The sequence below is a fragment of the Streptomyces sp. NPDC004788 genome, assembly GCF_053601115.1.
In genome coordinates this window covers 16,936-35,051 of record NZ_JBSGBF010000084.1, presented here as the reverse complement: position 1 = coordinate 35,051, position 18,116 = coordinate 16,936, and the positions used below count along the sequence as shown (strand labels likewise).

17 protein-coding genes and 1 pseudogene are annotated in these 18,116 nt (G+C 72.3%); 7 read left to right on the top strand and 11 right to left on the bottom strand.

Going from position 1 to position 18,116, the window contains the following annotated elements; translation table 11 throughout:
* From ACWEJX_RS29005 to ACWEJX_RS28995, 3 genes and pseudogenes are all read left to right on the top strand, one after another.
* Positions 1-327, top strand: a pseudogene (locus ACWEJX_RS29005) (ABC transporter ATP-binding protein); the annotation flags it as partial.
* Positions 314-1,219, top strand: coding sequence for an ABC transporter permease (locus tag ACWEJX_RS29000; protein ID WP_451610370.1), 906 nt, complete (start codon positions 314-316; stop codon positions 1,217-1,219). The pseudogene ACWEJX_RS29005 and the gene ACWEJX_RS29000, both read left to right, overlap by 14 nt.
* Before the next feature lie 2 nt (positions 1,220-1,221).
* Positions 1,222-2,046: a sirohydrochlorin chelatase gene (locus tag ACWEJX_RS28995; RefSeq protein ID WP_451610369.1), complete on the top strand. Its 825-nt coding sequence runs from the start codon at positions 1,222-1,224 to the stop codon at positions 2,044-2,046.
* On the opposite strand, the gene ACWEJX_RS28990 is transcribed toward ACWEJX_RS28995, so the two are convergent.
* Positions 1,938-2,504 (bottom strand): TIGR03086 family metal-binding protein, encoded by a 567-nt coding sequence (locus ACWEJX_RS28990; protein WP_451610368.1) that lies wholly within the window; start codon positions 2,502-2,504, stop codon positions 1,938-1,940. The two genes, ACWEJX_RS28995 and ACWEJX_RS28990, sit on opposite strands and share 109 nt — an antisense overlap.
* 116 nt (positions 2,505-2,620) lie before the next feature.
* Between ACWEJX_RS28990 and ACWEJX_RS28985 the strand changes: the two genes are divergently transcribed.
* Complete coding sequence (locus tag ACWEJX_RS28985) at positions 2,621-3,364, top strand: hypothetical protein (RefSeq protein ID WP_451610367.1); 744 nt, start codon at positions 2,621-2,623, stop codon at positions 3,362-3,364.
* Positions 3,365-3,370: 6 nt separating this feature from the next.
* Here ACWEJX_RS28985 and ACWEJX_RS28980 read toward each other — a convergent pair whose 3' ends face one another.
* The 6 genes from ACWEJX_RS28980 to ACWEJX_RS28955 form a co-directional block, all read right to left on the bottom strand.
* Positions 3,371-3,976 (bottom strand): mycothiol-dependent nitroreductase Rv2466c family protein, encoded by a 606-nt coding sequence (locus tag ACWEJX_RS28980; protein WP_451610366.1) that lies wholly within the window; start codon positions 3,974-3,976, stop codon positions 3,371-3,373.
* A 131-nt stretch (positions 3,977-4,107) separates the two neighbouring features.
* Positions 4,108-4,665 carry a DUF1697 domain-containing protein gene (locus ACWEJX_RS28975; RefSeq protein WP_451610365.1) on the bottom strand — a complete coding sequence of 186 codons (558 nt, stop codon included), beginning with the start codon at positions 4,663-4,665 and terminating at the stop codon, positions 4,108-4,110.
* Positions 4,666-4,749: 84 nt separating this feature from the next.
* Positions 4,750-5,964 (bottom strand): S8 family serine peptidase, encoded by a 1,215-nt coding sequence (locus ACWEJX_RS28970; protein WP_451610364.1) that lies wholly within the window; start codon positions 5,962-5,964, stop codon positions 4,750-4,752.
* 216 nt (positions 5,965-6,180) lie between these two features.
* Positions 6,181-7,473 (bottom strand): ABC transporter substrate-binding protein, encoded by a 1,293-nt coding sequence (locus tag ACWEJX_RS28965; protein ID WP_451610371.1) that lies wholly within the window; start codon positions 7,471-7,473, stop codon positions 6,181-6,183.
* Positions 7,474-7,559: 86 nt separating this feature from the next.
* Complete coding sequence (locus ACWEJX_RS28960; protein WP_451610363.1) at positions 7,560-8,417, bottom strand: carbohydrate ABC transporter permease; 858 nt, start codon at positions 8,415-8,417, stop codon at positions 7,560-7,562.
* Positions 8,418-8,459: 42 nt separating this feature from the next.
* Complete coding sequence (locus ACWEJX_RS28955) at positions 8,460-9,392, bottom strand: carbohydrate ABC transporter permease (protein ID WP_451610362.1); 933 nt, start codon at positions 9,390-9,392, stop codon at positions 8,460-8,462.
* 186 nt (positions 9,393-9,578) lie between these two features.
* On the opposite strand from ACWEJX_RS28955, the gene ACWEJX_RS28950 reads away from it, so the two are divergent.
* Positions 9,579-10,436 carry a phosphotransferase enzyme family protein gene (locus ACWEJX_RS28950; protein WP_451610361.1) on the top strand — a complete coding sequence of 286 codons (858 nt, stop codon included), beginning with the start codon at positions 9,579-9,581 and terminating at the stop codon, positions 10,434-10,436.
* 46 nt (positions 10,437-10,482) lie between these two features.
* Positions 10,483-11,310, top strand: coding sequence for an alpha/beta fold hydrolase (locus ACWEJX_RS28945; RefSeq protein WP_451610360.1), 828 nt, complete (start codon positions 10,483-10,485; stop codon positions 11,308-11,310).
* Here ACWEJX_RS28945 and ACWEJX_RS28940 read toward each other — a convergent pair.
* The 4 genes from ACWEJX_RS28940 to ACWEJX_RS28925 form a co-directional block, all read right to left on the bottom strand.
* On the bottom strand, positions 11,307-12,029 hold the full coding sequence (locus tag ACWEJX_RS28940; RefSeq protein WP_451610359.1) for an exonuclease domain-containing protein: 723 nt from the start codon (positions 12,027-12,029) through the stop codon (positions 11,307-11,309). The genes ACWEJX_RS28945 and ACWEJX_RS28940 overlap by 4 nt on opposite strands.
* Positions 12,030-12,116: 87 nt before the next feature.
* Positions 12,117-13,379, bottom strand: a complete 1,263-nt coding sequence (locus tag ACWEJX_RS28935; RefSeq protein ID WP_451610358.1) for an SAV2148 family HEPN domain-containing protein — start codon at positions 13,377-13,379, stop codon at positions 12,117-12,119.
* Between the two features lie 88 nt (positions 13,380-13,467).
* Positions 13,468-14,805 carry a copper amine oxidase gene (locus tag ACWEJX_RS28930; protein ID WP_451610357.1) on the bottom strand — a complete coding sequence of 446 codons (1,338 nt, stop codon included), beginning with the start codon at positions 14,803-14,805 and terminating at the stop codon, positions 13,468-13,470.
* A 157-nt stretch (positions 14,806-14,962) separates the two neighbouring features.
* Positions 14,963-15,790: a Tat pathway signal sequence domain protein gene (locus ACWEJX_RS28925; RefSeq protein WP_451610356.1), complete on the bottom strand. Its 828-nt coding sequence runs from the start codon at positions 15,788-15,790 to the stop codon at positions 14,963-14,965.
* Positions 15,791-15,951: 161 nt separating this feature from the next.
* Between ACWEJX_RS28925 and glgX the strand changes: the two genes are divergently transcribed.
* On the top strand, positions 15,952-18,072 hold the full coding sequence (gene glgX, locus ACWEJX_RS28920) for a glycogen debranching protein GlgX (protein ID WP_451610355.1): 2,121 nt from the start codon (positions 15,952-15,954) through the stop codon (positions 18,070-18,072).
* Positions 18,073-18,116 lie beyond the last annotated feature (44 nt).

Sequence of the window (18,116 nt, the reverse complement as noted above, 5' to 3'; positions counted from 1 at the left end):
GCCCTCGCCCAGGCCAGCGACCTGCTCCTGATGGACGAGCCGTTCGCCGCGCTCGACGCCATCACCCGGGACGTGCTGCACGACGAGCTGACCCGGATCTGGCGCGAGACCCGGCTGTCGGTCCTGTTCGTCACCCACAACGTGCGCGAGGCCGTGCGCCTCGCCGAGCGGGTCGTCCTGCTCTCGTCCCGGCCCGGCCGCATCGCCCGGGAGTGGACCATCGACATCCCGCAGCCGCGCCGCATCGAGGACGCCGACGTCGCCGAGCTGTCCCTCGAGATCACCGAACACCTGCGTGGGGAGATCCGCCGTCATGGCCAGCACTGAGACCGTCTCCGGCGGCGTCGAGGACGCCGTCAAGACCGACGACCTCGCCGGCCTGGAGGCCGGGCTCGACGCCCTGGACAGCGTGCAGGTCCGCCGGGCCCCGGTGCGCGAGATCCTGCTGAAGAAGGTCCTGCCGCCGACCCTGGCCATCGTCCTGGTCCTGGTGGTGTGGCAGCTCCTGGTCACCCTGAAGGTCGCCGACGAGGGCAAGCTGCCCTCGCCGGGCGCCGTGTGGGGCAGCCTGGAGACGATGTGGCTGGAGGGCACGCTCCTCGGCGTGCTGTGGACCAGCGTGTCCCGGGCGCTGCTCGGCTTCCTGCTCGCCCTCGCGATCGGCACGCCGCTGGGCCTGATCGTGGCCCGGGTGGGCGTGATCCGCACGGCGATCGGCCCGATCCTGTCCGGTCTGCAGTCGCTGCCCTCGGTCGCCTGGGTGGCGCCGGCGGTGCTGTGGCTCGGCCTCAACGACAGCATGATGTTCGCTGTCATCCTGCTCGGCGCCGTGCCGTCCATCGCCAACGGCCTGGTCGCGGGCGTGGACCAGGTCCCGCCGCTGTACCTGCGGGCCGGCCAGACGCTCGGCGCGACCGGCCTGAAGGGCGCGTGGCACATCGTGATGCCGGCCGCGCTGCCCGGCTACCTCGCGGGCCTGAAGCAGGGCTGGGCGTTCTCGTGGCGCTCGCTGATGGCGGCGGAGATCATCGCCTCCTCGCCCGACCTGGGCCTGGGCCTGGGCCAGCTCCTGGAGAACGGCCGGAACAACTTCGACATGCCGGGGATCTTCCTCGCGATCATCCTGATCCTGCTCGTCGGCGTCGCCATCGACCTGCTGATCTTCAGCCCCCTGGAGCGCGCGGTGCTGCGCCGCCGCGGCCTGCTGGTGAAGGGCTGACCATGAGTGCGCCGGTTCTCCTCGTCGTCGCCCACGGCAGCCGCGATCCGCGGCACGCGGCCACCGTCCAGGCGCTGGTGCGCCGGGCCGGTCTGCTGCGGCCCGGGCTGCGCGTGGAGACGGCGTTCCTGGACTTCAACCTGCCGTCGGTGACCGGGGTGCTCGACCGGCTCGCCGCGGAGGGGGTGCGGGAGGTGGTGGCGCTGCCTCTGCTGCTGACCCGCGCCTTCCACGCGAAGGCCGACATCCCCGCCGTACTGCGGCAGGCCCCCGCGTCCCTGACCGTCCGCCAGGCGGAGGTCCTGGGCCCGTCGCCGCTGCTGCTCGGCGCGGTCGAGCGGCGGCTGTACGAGGCGGGGCTCACGCCCGCCGACAAGAGCACGACCGGGGTCGTCCTGGCCTCGGCGGGCTCCACCGACCCGGAGGCGATCGCAGTGATCGCTGAAACGGCGCGGGAGCTGCGGCGCACCGGTTGGTGCTCCGTGCGACCTGCGTTCGCCTCCGCATCTCTTCCGCGTACGGAGGACGCCGTACGGGCGCTGCGCGCCGAGCCGGGCGTCCGCCGGGTCGCGGTGTCCCCGTACGTGATCGCCCCGGGCCGGCTGCCCGACCGCATCGCGTCGGGCGCGGCCGAGGCGGCGGCGGACGTCCTCGCGGACGTCCTCGGTCCGTCGCCCGAGCTGGCGCGGCTGCTCCTGGAGCGGTACGCGGCGGCGGCTCAGACCCTGCGGCCGCTCAGGGCGACGGCCTTCTCCAGCGACGGGGCCCCGGCTGGTACGTCGACGGGCGCGTCGAACCCTTCGTACTCCCGGTACATCTCGGCGTAGCGCCCGACCACGTCGAGCACATAGGCGCCGGTGTCCTCCGGCAGGTCGTACTCCTGGCCCGTGGAGCGCGCCAGGTCCCAGCCGTGCAGGGCGAGTTCGAGGACGAGCATGGCGGCGATCTCGGCGGCCGGCACGGCGCTGCCGCCGAGGTCGACGTCGCCCTCCCAGGCTTCGGGCTTCTCCCAGGCGGCGAGCGCGCGGTCGAGCTGCGCGCGGTACCGCTCGGGCCAGTCGGCGTCGGCCGTGAAGTCCCGCTGGACGGTCTCCTCGGGGAGCTGGGTCCGCAGCGCGCGGTGCTCCAGGCCGTGCGCGGAGTAGAGGACCAGGTGGTTGGCGAGTTCGCGGACGGTCCAGCCGGCGCAGACGGACGGGCCGGCGAGCTGCTCGGTGCCGATGCCCCGGGTGACGCGGGCGGATTCGGCGGCGCAGGCGGTGAGGTGGTCGTGGATCGCGTTCATGCCGGTCACGTTACGGAGGGGTCGCGACGCGGTCTTGAAGTTTCGCGACAGCCGACGACCCGGCAGGGCGTTTCCTTCGGATCATCGGATCGTTGTTCCGGGTGTGCCCGAGGCACATGCCAGAAGAACGTCCGAGCTCCGAAGGGAGACCCGGAGTGGGTGACTACTGCCAGAGCCGGCTGTGCTGCCGCTGCCAGCAGCGCTCCTGGACGACCCGGCTCGGCGAGGAGCGGCTCTGCGGACCGTGCGCGGCCTGCTGCCGGGAGTGCGGCCGGGCGCCGGCGCCGCACCTCGACGGCCTGGACGGCGGAGTGTGCGCGGACTGCCGTGGCCGGTGCGGGCGGTGCGGCGCCGCGCTTCCGGAGAGCGGTACGTGCGGGTGCCGGAGATGGAAGCGGGGCCCGGGGAGCGATCCGATCGGCTTCGTCATGCAGGGCTTCCCGCAGCCGCTGCTCCAGGCCCTCGGCTTCTCCCTGCCGCGCAGCCTGCCCGACATCCTGTACGCCGAACTCGCCCACCGCACCCCCGCCCAGCTCCTCGACCGCGTCGAGCGCCGCTGGCACACCCGCTGGTCCCACGCCCTGCACGAGCGCGACGAGGACGACCGGCGCCGCTGGGCCCCGCAGGAGATCGCCGAGTTCCTCGTCGGCCGCGGGCCGTGCCGCAACCCCGCCTGCGAGGACGGCCACCTGGTGCCGGACGGCGCCCCGTGCCCGTACTGCAGGGAGCCCGGGCACCGCTTCGTGCCCGGCACCGCGGAGACCACCGCCACGACCGAGCACGCCCACCGGACGGCCGCCGAGATCCGCCGGGCACTGGTCGCGGGGCGGGCGACGCGGCCGAAGAGGCGGCCCGGCTGAGGCCGATCAGCTGAAGTCGAGCCCGCCCGAGCGCTCCCGCTTCAGTTCGAAGAGGTCGGGGTGCGAGGCCAGGACGCGGAAGCTGTCGAAGAGTTCGGCGGCCTTCTCGCCGCGCGGGATGGCGCGCAGGACGGGGCCGAACCAGGCCGTGCCGTCGACGTGGATCGTCGGCGTGCCCACGTACGCGCCGGCCTCCGGGTCCTTGCCGGCGTCGTGGCTGACGCGGACGGCGGCGTCGTACGAGGAGTCCTCGGCCGCCTCGGCGAGAGCGGCGGGGAGGCCGAGTTCGGCGAGGGACTCGGCGATCACCGCGTCGAAGTCCTTGTTCTTCTGGTCGTGGATGCGGGTGCCGTACGCGGTGTAGAGCGGGCGCAGGATCTCCTCGCCGTGCTGCTCGGCCGCGGCGGCGGCCACCCGGACCGGGCCGATGGAGGCGTCGACGAGGGTGCGGTACCAGTCGGGCAGTTCGTTGCCCTCGTTGTGGAAGTAGAGGCTCATCAGCCGGAAGCGCACGTCGAGGTCGCGCTGCCGCTCAACCTCGAGGATCCAGCGGGAGGTGATCCAGGCGAAGGGGCAGGCGGGGTCGAAGTAGAAGTCCACAGTCGTTGTCATGGAAGGAACAGTAGTCACGGGATGGCCCGCGGGAGCGGGCCAATCACGAGCTGTTCGACTGGGCCATTTGATGGGGTCGATCGGCCGGACCGATCGACCGGACCGATCGACCGGAGCGACCGCCCCGCCCGTCAGTCCTCGGGGGCCGTCATCTCCACGAGCTTGCGGACGGTGTTCCAGTTGCGCGCGGTGACGGTGACGTCCTTGTAGAGGGAGGGCCGGGAGACGGCCTCGCCGAGCTTGGACCGGCCGAGGCCCTCCGGCGTGTAGAGGTAGAGGACGCGGTCGCCGAGCGCGAACGCCTCGGGACGGAAGGCCTCCTGGTCGAGCGCGGCGAAGCGTTCGGCGGTGACGGGACCCGAGTAGTAGAGGGCGTGCAGCTGCTTGCCCTCCAGTTCGGCGGCGGGGAAGGGGCAGTCGGCCTCGACGGCGGCGAGGTACTCGTGGTCCCGTACGAGGCAGGCGACGCGGAAGCCGAAGTGGTCCTCGATCGCGGCTTCGATCGCCGCCGCGTGCTCCTCCTCGGTGCCGCCGGCGTCCGTGCTGAACACCGCGTTGCCGCTCTGGAGGTAGGTCTTCACCCCGTGGTGGCCGAGCCCTTCGAGGAGTGAACGGAGCTCCGCCATGGGGACCTTGTTGCGTCCGCTGACGTTGATCCCGCGGAGCAGCAGGGCGTAGGTCGTCGTCATGCGCACACCATAAGACGGCCGCCGCGCCCCGTGGGGGAGGGCGCGGCGGCCGCCGTTCAAGGCTTCCCGTGGGCTACGGGCCCGCTACTCGACGATCCTCAGCAGCTTGTTGGCGGTACCGGGGCTCGCGTTGCCGATCTTGTCCGGGGTAGCCCCGGCGACGAGCGCCTGGGCGACCTGGTCCGGTGTGGCGTCCTGGTGGGCGCCCAGGTAGACGGCGGCGGCGCCGACCACGTGCGGGGTGGCCATGGAGGTGCCGGAGATGGTCTTGGTGCCGGTGTCGCTGTCGTTCCAGGCCGAGGTGATCTCCGAGCCCGGGGCGTAGAGGTCCACGACCGAGCCGAAGTTGGAGAAGTCGGACTGCTGGTCGTCCTTGGTGGACGAGGCCACGGTGATCGCCTCGGTGACGCGGGCCGGGGAGCCCTGGCCGGCGTCGGCGGACTCGTTGCCGGCCGCGACGCCGAAGGTGACGCCGGACGCGATGGCCTTGCGGACCGCGTCGTCGAGCGCCGGGTCGGCGCCGCCGCCCAGGCTCATGTTGGCGACGGACGGGCCCTGGTGGTGCTGGGTGACCCAGTCGATGCCCGCGACGACCTGCTCCGTGGTGCCGGAGCCGTTGTCGTCGAGGACGCGCACGGCGACGATCTTCGCCTTCTTGGCGATGCCGTACGTGGACCCGGCGATGGTCCCGGCGACGTGCGTGCCGTGGCCGTTGCCGTCCTGGGCCGTGTCGTCGTTGTCGACGGCGTCGAAGCCGTACGAGGCCCGGCCGCCGAAGTCCTGGTGGCTGATCCGGACGCCGGTGTCGATGACGTACGCGGTGACGCCCTCGCCCGCGCTGTCGGGGTAGGTGTACTTGTCGTCCCCGGCGGTGTCGGTCTGGTCGACCCGGTCGAGGCCCCAGGACGGCGGGTTCTCCTGGGTCTCCTCGATCGTGAACCTGCGGTTCTGGACGACCTTGGCGACGGCCGGGTCGGCGGCGAGGCGCTTGGCCTCGGTCTCGGTGAGGTTGTTGACGGAGAAGCCGTTGACGCTGGAGTCGTAGCTGCGGCGCAGGGTGCCGCCGTACTCCTTGGCCAGTTCGCTCTTGCCGTCCCGGCCGGTCTTCTCGTCGAGCAGCACGACGTAGCTGCCCGCCACGGCGCCCTTGGCGCCGAGGCCGTAGACGGTTCCTTCGGCGGGTGCGGGCGTCGCTCCGGCGAACGGGCCGGTGAGGACGGTCACTCCGGCGGCCGCGGCGATCGCGGTCGTGATGGCGATGATCCGGACCTGCTTGCGGTCACGCTTGTGTATTGCCATGAAGAGGGGTCTCCTCGTCAGGTTTTTGTGGGGGGTTGAGCTTCCGGACGAAACTCTTCCGGCGGCTCACCCGAAACCTTGTCTGATTGACGAGTGCAAATCAAGGGCTTCACACACCTGTGACTTCTTCAACAAGGTTTCTCAAAAAGGGGAATGGGGCGAGTCGTCTCAACCCGCCCCATTCGGCGCGCTGTTCGCGGCCCGGTGGTCCTGCGGTCAGCCGCGTTGGTAGCGGGCGAGGACCCGGTTGCCGTCCTCCTCCAGACGCCGGCGCAGCTCTGCGGTGTCGATGGCGCCGCTGTAGTACTCCTGGAAGGCCGGGGTGGCCACCTTGTCCTTCCACTCCGGGTAGCCGCGCACCGACTGCGCGGGCGCCGGGCGCAGTCGCCGCGCGACCGCCGCACCGGTGGCCCAGCCGAACTCCGCGGTGTGCAGGGCCGGATCGGCGAGGGCGGCGGTGGAGGTGGGCAGCATCCAGTCGCCGAGCGCGAGCCGGACGGTGTTGCGGGGCTGGAGGAAGAAGTCGAGGAAGGCCGCGGCCTCCCGCTGGTGCGGGCTGTCCCGGGCGATCGAGAGGGTCTGCGGGCTGACGCCCTGTGCGAGCCCGTCGGCGCCGGCGGGCGCGGGCAGGACGGTCCAGTCGAAGCCCTTCGGGGCCTGCTGCACGATCTGCTGCCGGTACGAGAAGCCCAGCGGGACCATCGCGTACTTCCCGGCGAAGAAGCCGGGCAGGGTGTCGGAGCCGCCGCTGCCGAGGGTGGCGCGGGAGGCGGAACCGTCGGCGCCGGCCATGGCGCGCAGGGTGCCGGGGACGACGGCGTCGGCCTCGGTGAAGCGGACGGTGACCTTGCCGTCGGCGCCACGGTGGAAGAGCCGGCCGCCGGCGGAGACTCCCAGGTTGAGCGAGACGGAGACGGGCTCCCTGAGCGGCCAGGCGACCGCGTACCGCCCCTCCCCCAGCTTCGCCGTCAGGTCCCGACCGACCTGCCGGAACTCGGTCCAGGTCCAGGGGCGTTCGGGTGTCGGCAGGCGTACCCCGGCCTGCCGGAGCAGCGTCCGGTTGGCCATGATCACGCGCGGCTCCTGGAGGAACGGCACGCCGTAGATCCCGTCGCCGACGGTCGTGGTCCGCCAGCTGTGCGCGGGGATGTCGGCGCGCAGCCGTGCGGAGAGCAGCGGGCGCAGATCGGCGAGGTAGCCGCCGTACGCGAAGTCGGCGAGGTCGTCCGAGGCGTCGTGGATCAGGTCGGGCGCCTCGCCGCCCTCGAAGGAGGTGAGCAGCTGGTCGTGGACGGAGTCCCAGCTGCCCTGGACGTACTCGACCTGGATACCGGGATGGCCGGCGTTCCACTCCTTCACCAGGGCCTTGTTGGCGTCGACGGACTCCTTCTGCCAGGCGAGGGAGAGGAACCGGAGCCGGACCACGCCGCCGCTGTCGTGGTCGCGGTCGTGGCCGGCTGTGCAGCCGGTGAGCAGCAGCACGAGGACCACGAGGAGGACGCCCGGCATCCGTGCGACCCGGGGCCGTGCGACCGGGAACCGTGCGACCCGGAGCCGCGCGACCGGGAACCGTGCGACCGGCATCCGTACGCGTCTCATGACTTCACCGCCCCGGTCAGCGTCCCGCCCGTGATGCGCCGCTGGATCAGGGCGAAGACGAGCAGCGAGGGCAGGGTGGCGAGGATGGCCGCGGCGGCGAGCGGCCCGAGGTCGGCGACGCCCTCCGCGCCGAGGAAGTGAGTGAGGACGACGGGCAGGGTCTGCCGCTCCGGGGACTTGAGCAGGACGAGCGCGAAGAAGAACTCGTTCCACGCGGTGACGAAGGCGAACAGCGCGGTGGCGACCAGGCCCGGGGCGAGCAGCGGCGCGGTGACCGAGACGAGGGTACGGAGCTTGCCGGCGCCGTCGACGGCCGCGGCCTCCTCCAGCTCGCGCGGCACGGCCCGTACGTACCCCGTGAGCATCCACAGCGCGAAGGGCAGGGACCACACCACGTACACCAGGACCAGACCGGCCAGGCTGTTGACGAGGTGGAGCCTCTTGAGGACGAGGAAGAGCGGGATGATCAGGAGGACGAACGGGAAGGCCTGGCTGACCACGACCCAGCCGGTGGCGGCCGTGCCGAGCCGGGAGCGGCGCCGGGCCAGGACGTAGGCCATGGGCGTCGCGACAGCGACCGCGATCAGGGCGGCGGCGACCGCGGCGAGCAGGCTGTTCCCGGCGGCGCGAAGGAGCGGCTGCTCGGCGAACGCCTGCCGGAAGTTGTCGAGGGTGGGGTCCCGCGGGATCCAGGTGGGGTGCAGCGCGCCCAGTTCCGTGGCCGGTTTGAAGGCGGTGGAGATCAGCCACAGGAAGGGGAGGGCGAGGAAGACCAGATACGCGAGGAGGGCCGCGTACTGGCCGGCGCGGGCGACCCCGCGGCTATGGAACGCTCGTACGGGCCGCTGCCTCACCGGTCCTCCTCCGTGGTCCTCACCGGTCCTCCTCCGTGGTCCTCACTGGTCCTCCTTCAGGCGCCCGGCGAGATACAGGGCGAGGAGTACGGAGACGACGGCGACGAGTACGCAGCCCATCGCGGCGGCGTAGCCGAACTGCCCGTAGCGGAAGGCCTCCTCGTACGCGAACAGCATCGGCAGCCGGGTGCGGCCGCCGGGTCCGCCGTTGGTCAGCACGTAGACCAGGGCGAAGGAGTTCAGGTTCCAGATGAAGTCGAGCGCGGTGATGGCGAGGGCGACCGGTCGCAGGGTGGGCCAGGTGACGGTGCGGAAGCGGCGCCAGGCGCCGGCCCCGTCGAGCGCGGCGGCCTCGTGGAGCTCCCGCGGGGTGTTCTGGACGCCGGCGAGCAGGGCGACGGTGGTCTGCGGCATGCCGGCCCAGACGCCGACGACGATCACGGCGGGCAGTGCGGTGCCGAGGCCGCTGAGCCAGGCCCGGCCGTCGCCGAGGCCGAGGTCGTGCAGGGTCTCGTTGAGGACGCCGGCGTCGGGGTTGTAGACGAGCCGCCAGATGATGCCGACGACGACCCCGGGCATCGCCCAGGGGACGATCGCGAGCGCCCGGGCGAGCCCGCGGAGCCGGAGGTCCTGGTTCAGCAGGAGCGCGAGGCCGAGCGAGAGCAGGAACTGCGGGACGGTGACGCCGACCGCCCACAGCAGGCCGATGCGGAAGGACTCCCAGAAGAGGGTGTCGTGCAGCAGGTCCTGGAAGTTGAGGGTGCCGATCCAGCTCGTGGCCTGGGTGCGGCCGGACTGGGCGTCGGTGAAGGCGAGCGCGAGGCCGTAGAGGAGCGGTCCGACGCTGAGGAGCAGGATCGGCAGCAGGGCCGGCAGGACGAGGAACCAGGCGCCGTGCCCCCGGTCCTGCGGGCCGGGTGGGCGGTCGCGCGCGGTGCGCCCCGCGGATCGCCGGGGCGCGGTCACCACACTCATCGATCTGCCCCCTTTGCCAGGTTTGCCACCCTGCATCGGCCTGGGTCATCGTCCTGACGGGCCGACGGCCCGTCAAGCCGACCTGCGCGGTCACCTGCGCGGATGCGAGACTTTGGCGGAAATCGCACGTGCGGCGTCGCACGTGCGGCGTCGCACATGCGGCGCACCTGCTGCTGGGAGAGAACGATGGACGAGGCGCGGGCCCGGGAGATCCTGACCGCCGCGAAGCTGCGGGCGGACGAGGCGACGCTGCTCGCCCTGGGCGAGAACGCGGTCTTCGCCCTCGGCGACCTGGTGGTCAAGGTCGGCCGCGACGCCGAACTGCTGCCGCGCGCCGAGCGTGAGCTGGCGCTGGCCGGCTGGCTGGAATCGGCCGGTGTCCCCGCCGTACGGGCCGCGGAGGCCGAGCCGCTGCTCGCCGAGGGCCACCCGGTGACCCTGTGGCACCGGCTCCCCGAGGCCGTCCGCCCCGCCGAGCCGCGCGACCTGGCCCCGCTGCTGCTCGCCGTGCACGCCCTGCCCGAGCCGGCCGGTCTCGACCTGCCGCGCCGCGAACTGCTGGGCGGGGTCGAGCGCTGGCTGCGGCTCGCGGGCGAGGCCGTCGACCCGGCCGACGCGGCCTTCCTGCGCGAGCGCCGCGACTCCTTCGCCCCCGCGGCGGCCGCCCTCACCCCGCACCTCACGCCCGGCCCGATCCACGGCGACGCCCTCCCCCGGAACGTCCACGTCGGCCCCGACGGCCCGGTCCTGGTGGACCTGGAGACCTTCTCCTCCGATCTGCGCGAGCACGACCTCGTGGTCCTCGCCCTCTCCCGGGACCGCTACGGCCTGGACCCGGCCGCCTATGACGCCTTCACCGAGGCGTACGGCTGGGACGTGCGCGACTGGGACGGCTGCGCGGTGCTGCGCGGCGCGCGGGAGACCGCGAGCTGCGCCTGGGTGGCCCAGCACGCCCCGACCAACCCGAAGGCGCTCGCCGAGTTCGAGCGCCGGGTGGCCTCGCTGCGGGACGGCGACCCCGAGGTGCGCTGGTACCCCTTCTGACATCATGAGCCCTGTCGAACCGGCCGGTAACGAACGGGGTGTTGGGATGCGGATGGAACTGTCGGACGTCACGCTGGACGTCGAGGTGAGCGGCGAGGGCCCGGTCGTGCTGCTGCTGCACGGCTTCCCCGACTCGCACCGGCTGTGGCGCCACCAGATCCCGGCCCTGAACGCTGCCGGGTTCCGGACGATCGCGCCGACCCTGCGCGGCTTCGGCGGCTCGGACCGGCCGGAGGGCGGCCCGGAGGCGTACCACCCGGCGAAGCACGTCGGCGACGTCCTGGAGCTCCTCGCCGGGCTGGAGGTCGACCGTTTCCATGTCGTCGGCCACGACTGGGGTTCCGGGGTGGCGCAGGGACTCGCTCAGGTCGTGCCCGACCGGGTGGCGAGCCTGACCGTCATGTCGGTCGGCAACGCCGCGGCCATCTTCGGTGCGGGCGGCTGGGAACAGCGGCAGCGGCTCTGGCACGTGACGATGTTCCAGCACGAGGGGCTCGCCGAGGAGTGGCTCTCCCGGGACGAGTTCGCGAACCTGCGCGCCATGCTCGCCGACCACCCGGACGCGGCGGAGGTCCTGGAGCCGCTGCGCGCCCCGGGCGGGCTGACCGCTGCGCTGAACATCTACCGGGCGGGGCTGCCCATCGAGGTCCAGCTGGGCGCGCCGGCGGCACTGCCTCCGCTCACCGTCCCGGTGATGGGTGTCTGGTCCAGCGGCGACCGTTTCCTCACCGAGCGGCAGATGACGGCCACGGCCGACCACGTCACCGGACGCTGGCGCTACGAGCGGGTCGAGGACGCGGGCCACTGGTTCCCGCTCGACCAGCCGGAGCGGGTCGGCGAGCTGCTGCTCTCGTTCCTGAAGGAGAACGCCTAACCCGCCACCGGCGCCGCCACCCGCAGCGGCCATATCGGGTCCACCACCGCTTCCGGGTCGCCCTTCCTCCGCAGGAAGGACTGGAAGTCCTCGGCCCAGGTCCGGTACCAGCCGATCTGACGCTCATGCAGCTGGGCCGGGTCGAGGGCGGCGACCGAGGCGTGCCGCTCGGCTATCGCGATGGCCACCCGGACGGCGGCGAGCGCGTCGGCCGCCGCCTGGTGGGCGCTGGTCAGCTCCACCCCGTACTCGGCGCAGACGGCTTCGAGTGTGCGCTTGCCGCGGCGGTACCGGTCGACGGCGCGGTCGATGGTGTACGGATCGACGACCGGGCCTATGCCGGCACCGCCCAGCCGCTCCTCCAGTGAGGGCAGTCCGTGCCGGCGCAGCTCGGCGGAGAGCAGGGTGAGGTCGAAGGAGGCGTTGTACGCGACGACCGGGACGCCCTGCGCCCAGTAGCCGGTCAGCGTCTCCGCGATCTCGTCGGCCACCTCGCGCACCGGGCGGCCCTCGGCGGCGGCGCGTTCGCTGCTGATGCCGTGGATGGCGGACGCCTGCTCCGGGATGCGGATGCCCGGGTCGGCGAGCCAGTCGCGCTGCCGGACCACCCGGCCGCCGTGGACGCCGACGATCGAGGCCGTCACGATGCGGGCCTCCAGCGGGTCCGTACCGGTCGTCTCCAGGTCGAAGCCGACCAGTGGTTCCCCATGCCAAGCCATCGGGTCCTCCTTACGTGATCTCCCCCGTGGTGCTGAAAACCTTCGCACGCGCCACTGACAACGCGGCCGGGAGGTCCCGTGCGGGCGTCAGGAGACGGGGCGCGAGTCGAGCCAGACCGACTCGAACTCCTCCCGGTATGTCGCGAAAAGTCCGTGTTCTTCGTCACGGTCGGGGCCGCCGCCCGGACCGCCGGACCGCACCACGTTCCGCCCGCCGCCGCGCAGCACGAAGACCGGCGCCTCCATGCCGCGCGCCTTGCGCAGATAGGGCTGGACGACCGCGACCCCGTCCGGGCCGTCGCCGTCGACCAGATAGGCGGTGAAGCGCGGGGTCTCGTCGAAGACGTGGATCTGGAAGGCGCCCGGGTCGCGCAGCGCGGCGCGCACCCGGCGCATGTGCAGGATGTTCATCTCGACCGCGCGGCTCAGCTCGCCCTTCTTCAGGCCGAGCTCCCGCTCGCGCCGCTTGACCGCGCTGCTGGCCGGGTTCAGGAAGAGCAGCCGTATCCGGCAGCCGGACTCGGCGAGCCGGACCATGCGCCGCCCGGAGAAGTTCTGCACGAGCAGATTGAGACCTATGCCCGTGGCGTCGAGCCGGCGCGCCCCGCCGAACAGGTCTTCGGCCGGCAGCTGCCGCTGCAGCCGGACCCGGTCGGGGTGGACGGACACCACGTCCGCGTACCGGTCGCCGACCAGGTCCTCGACCGCGTCGACCGGCAGCCGGTCGGCCGAGGGCACCCCCGCCCCGCTCCCGAGGATCTCCAGGAGCCTGGCGGAGGCCCGCTCGGACTGGGCGAGCACGGTCAGCGACAGGGCCCGGTTGCGGGAGACGACGTTGCGGGTCACCTCCAGCTCGTCCAGGGCGAGTTCGACCTCGCGCCGGTCGTCGAAGTACGGCTCGAAGCACGGCCAGTGCTGCACCATCAGCTCCCGCAGCTGCGGGAGGGTGAGGAAGCTGAGCACGTTGTCGTCGGCCGGGTCGAGCAGATAGCCCTTGCGGCGCGAGACCTCACGGACCGCGACGGCCCGCTGGACCCACTCCTGGCCGGCCGGCCCGGCCGCGGCCACCACCCACTCCTCGCCGTGCACCGGCTCGTACACCGGCCGCAGCACGGCCGCGACGACGGCCCGCAGCCGCTGTTCGACGAGATTGAGCCAGATGTAGGCGCGGCCGGCCCGCTGGGCCCGGGTCCGCACCTCGCTCCACGCCTCCGCGCCCCACTCCAGCTCGGCCCCGATCTCGACGGGCCGGACGACGGAGACCGCGCCGGGCGGCGCCGCACCGGGGTCGGCCGGTCCCCCGTCGTGACCCGCCTCGCCCGGTGGCAGCTCCAGACCTCCCGAGCTCACCCGCGCACCGCCTTCTGCTCCTGACAACGATCAAGGAAGGGTACTCCGGGAGCGGGAGGCGGTGCAGCAGGATCGCCCGGCCCGTTGCTCAACTGCCCGCGTTCGGCGCGCCGTTCTGGTTGGCGAGATCGGCCGGAGTGAGCGGATTCATAGCGGTTACGTCCCTGGGCAGAAGCTGGAAACCCTGCCAGTGGACCGGCATCGGCTGCTGGTCCTCGTCCCGGGCGATGTGGTGGAACCCGATGTTGACCCAGACGGCCGGATTGGTCAGGGTCTCGCCGTTGACCCACTTGTCCACGCTGTCGGGCGCGCCCCGGCCGCAGTTCAGGATGTTGTTGCTGGCGAACTGCTCACAGGCGCGCGCCTGGGTGAAGTAGATGTCGTGCTTGGTGAAGGGACGGCCCCCGTAGGTGTTGGTGTGGCCGGGCACGATCTCGTACGAGCGCTGGTGCCCGTCCTTGTTCTTGCCGGTCGCGCTCACCACCCGCCACCAGCGCATGTTGGCGGCGTCCCCGGCCAGTTCCTTGGTGACGGGGGTGCGGGTGGTCTTCACGGTCGGGCTGCCGTCGCGGGCCGGCGGGGTGACCTTGGAGTCGTACTGCTCGATGCGGCCCTTGGAGCTGCCGTCGAGGCCGAAGTCCAGCTTCCAGAAGACGTTGTGGGCGTGGCTGGTGGCGTAGTCGCGGGCGCCCCTGCCGATCGGCCAGCCGCGGCCGTCGGTCGCGTCGTAGTCGACGGGCGAAAGGCTGCCGGTGGCACCGACGTTGGCGGCTATGGCGCCGTCGGAGGAGAAGCGCCACTCGCTGATGTACTCGTACCAGCCGACCTTGTTGACGGTGTAGACGAGCAGGTCCTTGCCCTGGGCCTGCCAGACCTTGTTCCCGGTGTCGGCGGCCATGCGGTAGGCGTGGCCGCGGGCCCGGGTGGTGGTGCACAGGCCGTTGATCCTGCCGACGTCGGGCACCTTCACGGAGGTGATGGTGCCGCCGGGGCACTCGCCGGGCTTCAGGGCCTGCAGGCCCCAGCCGAAGCCGGCGCCGGTCAGGTCGTCGTACTCGGCCTTGCCGTTGTCGTACGGGACGTGGATCTGGGCGAGCTTGGCGCTGTTGAGGACCCGGATGGGCTTGGGCTCGCCGGGCGGCTGGTAGGTCACCTTGTCCAGGATCAGCCCGGAGTCGGTCGAGTAGCGCCAGCACATGCGCCAGACGGTGCCGCCGTCGAGCTTCTGCTCGATGCGGTACGCGGCGGAGCAGTCGGCCGGAGCGGGGGCGGGCCGGGTCGGCGTCGCGGTCGGGCGCGGGGTCGGGGTCGGCGTCGGAGCGGCGCCGGCCGGGCTCGCGGCGGCGGTGGCGACGGCGCCGAGCAGCGCGGTCGCGGCGAGGACGGCGCCCGGGCGGCGGGCATGCCGAAGTCGCGGAGTGGTCATGGCGTACGTACTCCCTCGGTACGGAGGTCAGACGGTGGGCGCGGCGGTGGTCAGCCGACGCGGGTCGGACGGTGGGCGCGGCGGTGATCGGCCGACGCGGGTCGGACGGTGGCCGCGGCGGTGGTCGGCCGACGCGGGTGACGGCGCGCTTCGGTGGTCAGCCGACGCGGGTGACGGTGCGGGCGCTGAGGTCGACGATCAGGCCGCGGGTGTCGATCCAGGAGCCGTTCTTCACCTTGGTGACGAGCCGGACGCAGCGGTGCTCGCCGCACTTGGCGAGCGCCGCGGGCACGTGCGCCTCGCGGTAGGTGCGGTAGACGTCCCCGTTGAACCACAGCTGGTCGGTGGAGGTCAGCTCCTGGCCCGTGGCGTCCTTGTAGTCCTCCTTGACGCCCTTGCCCAGCGGGTCGGCCAGGATGAGCTCCAGGGCCGCGCGCAGCTCCTCGGGATGGGCGGAGGGCTGCACGCCGCGCTGGGCGGCGGACTGCTCGACCTTGCCGGTGTCGAGGTTGACCGTCTTCGTGACGAGCTCGTCGCGGCCGTAGTCGTAGAAGCGCACCTGGGCGCGGCGCGGGCCGCCGGCGCTCTCGCCGGGCATCGGGTCGGCGAGCTCGGTGCCGAGGCGCTGCGGGCCGCGCCCGCCCTCGGCGTTCCTCTGCGCGGCGGCCCCGGCGGGCGGGGTCATCGCCAGCGCCTCGGCGCGCTTCAGCTCGTCGTCGGTCAGCGGGTCGGTGCCCACGCCCTTCTCCCCCTCGGGCGGCGCGGAGGCGAGGGCGGCCGGGCCGGGCGCCTGCCCGTCGGTCCGCCCCGCCGTCCCGGTCCCGCCCTGCGCCCCGGACACGGTGCCACCACCGGTTGCTGCGGCGCTGCCGCGCGGTGCCTCGTCGGCCCCGGCGCTGCCGGGCAGGGTGACCGCGACGGCCACCGCGGTCCCGGTCACGGCCATGGCTGCGCCGGCCACCACCTTGCCCAGGTGACGGCGCACTATTTCGTACACACTTCCCCCCACACGTTCATGTTTTCCCCCTATGGAGTGATGGTCACCCGGTAGGACGGGCCGAAGTCCTAGGAGGTTGCGCACGTTTCGGGCAGGATCTGGCCGACGTACACACCTTCTTCCGACTTCCGAAGGGGAAGAGTTCGTCTATGCAGGTCTGGCCGGGACAGGCGTATCCCCTGGGCGCCACCTACGACGGCGCCGGTACCAATTTCGCGGTCTTCTCGGAGGCCGCCCAACGCATCGAGCTGTGCCTGCTCGACGACGACGGCACGGAGACCTCGGTCGAGCTGCGCGAGACCGACGCCTTCGTGCGGCACGCCTATCTGCCGGGCGTGATGCCGGGCCGGCGGTACGGCTTCCGGGTGCACGGCCCGTACGCGCCGGAGCGCGGCCTGCGCTGCAACCCGGCGAAGCTGCTGCTCGACCCGTACGCGCGGGCGATCTCGGGCGCGGTGGACTGGGGCGAGGCGGTGTACGGCTATCCCTTCGGACGGCCGGACGCCCGCAACGACCTCGACTCGGCGCCGCACACCATGACCTCGGTCGTGGTCAACCCGTACTTCGACTGGGGCGACGACCGGCGGCCGCGCACCGAGTACCACCACACGGTGATCTACGAGGCCCATGTGAAGGGCCTGACCATGCTCCACCCGGAGCTGCCGGAGGAGCTGCGCGGCACGTACGCGGGGCTCGCGCACCCGGCGGTGATCGGGCACCTGAAGGAACTGGGCGTGACGGCGCTGGAGTTGATGCCGGTCCACCAGTTCGTGAACGACCACCGGCTGGTGGACTCGGGGCTTTCCAACTACTGGGGCTACAACACGATCGGTTTCTTCGCCCCGCACAACGCCTATGCCTCGTGGGGCGACCGCGGCGAGCAGGTCCTGGAGTTCAAGTCGGCGGTACGGGCGCTGCACAAGGCCGGCATCGAGGTGATCCTCGACGTGGTCTACAACCACACCGCCGAGGGCAACCACCTCGGCCCGACGCTCTCCTTCCGGGGCCTGGACAACCCCTCGTACTACCGGCTCGGGGACGACCCCCGCTACTACACGGACACCACCGGCACCGGGAACTCGCTGCTCATGCGGTCCCCGCACGTCCTGCAGATGATCATGGACAGTCTGCGGTACTGGGTGACGGAGATGCACGTGGACGGCTTCCGCTTCGACCTCGCGGCCACGCTCGCCCGCCAGTTCCACGAGGTGGACCGGCTGTCCTCGTTCTTCGACCTGGTGCAGCAGGACCCGGTGGTCAGCCAGGTGAAGCTGATCGCCGAGCCGTGGGACCTGGGCGAGGGCGGCTACCAGGTGGGCAACTTCCCGCCGCAGTGGGCGGAGTGGAACGGCAAGTACCGGGATTGCGTACGGGACCTGTGGCGCGGCGAACCGCGCACCCTCGCCGAGTTCGCCTCCCGGCTCACCGGCTCCTCGGACCTCTACCAGGACGACGGGCGCCGCCCGCTGGCCTCGGTCAACTTCGTGACCTGTCACGACGGTTTCACGCTGCGCGACCTCGTCTCGTACAACGACAAGCACAACGAGGCCAACGGAGAGGGGAACCGGGACGGCGAGAGCTACAACCGCTCCTGGAACTGCGGCGCCGAGGGCGACACCGACGACATCGGCATCCGTGAGCTGAGGGCTCGCCAGTCGCGCAACTTCCTCGCCACGCTGATGCTGTCGCAGGGCGTGCCGATGCTCAGCCACGGCGACGAGTTCGGCCGCACCCAGGGCGGCAACAACAACGCCTACTGCCAGGACAGCGAGATCTCCTGGGTGCGCTGGCCCAAGCCGGGCAGCGAACCCGAGGCCACCCTCCTGGAGTTCACCCGGGCGATGGTCCGGCTGCGCCGCGACCATCCGGTCTTCCGGCGCCGCCGCTTCTTCCACGGCCGCCCGGTCGAGGGCACCCACGACGAGCTGACCGACATCGCCTGGTTCACGCCGGAGGCCGTGGAGATGACCTCGCGGGACTGGCAGGCGGCGCACGCCCAGGCGCTGACGGTATTCCTCAACGGCAACGCGATCTCCGAGCCCGGCCCGCAGGGCGAGCGGATCTCCGACGACTCCTTCCTGATGATGTTCAACGCCTCGGCGCAGGAGCTGGAGTTCGAGGTGCCGGACACGCACGGCGAGTGCTGGAAGGTCGTCGTGGACACCTCCCACCCGGAGGGCATGCCGCCCGATGTCGGCCCGGTGGTGACGGCGGGCGAGCGGGTGACGCTGGCGCCGCTGACGCTGACGGTGCTGCGGAGGCCGGCCTAGAGGGTGTCCCGGCCACGCAAGGATGGCTTGGTCGCGCCCGTTCG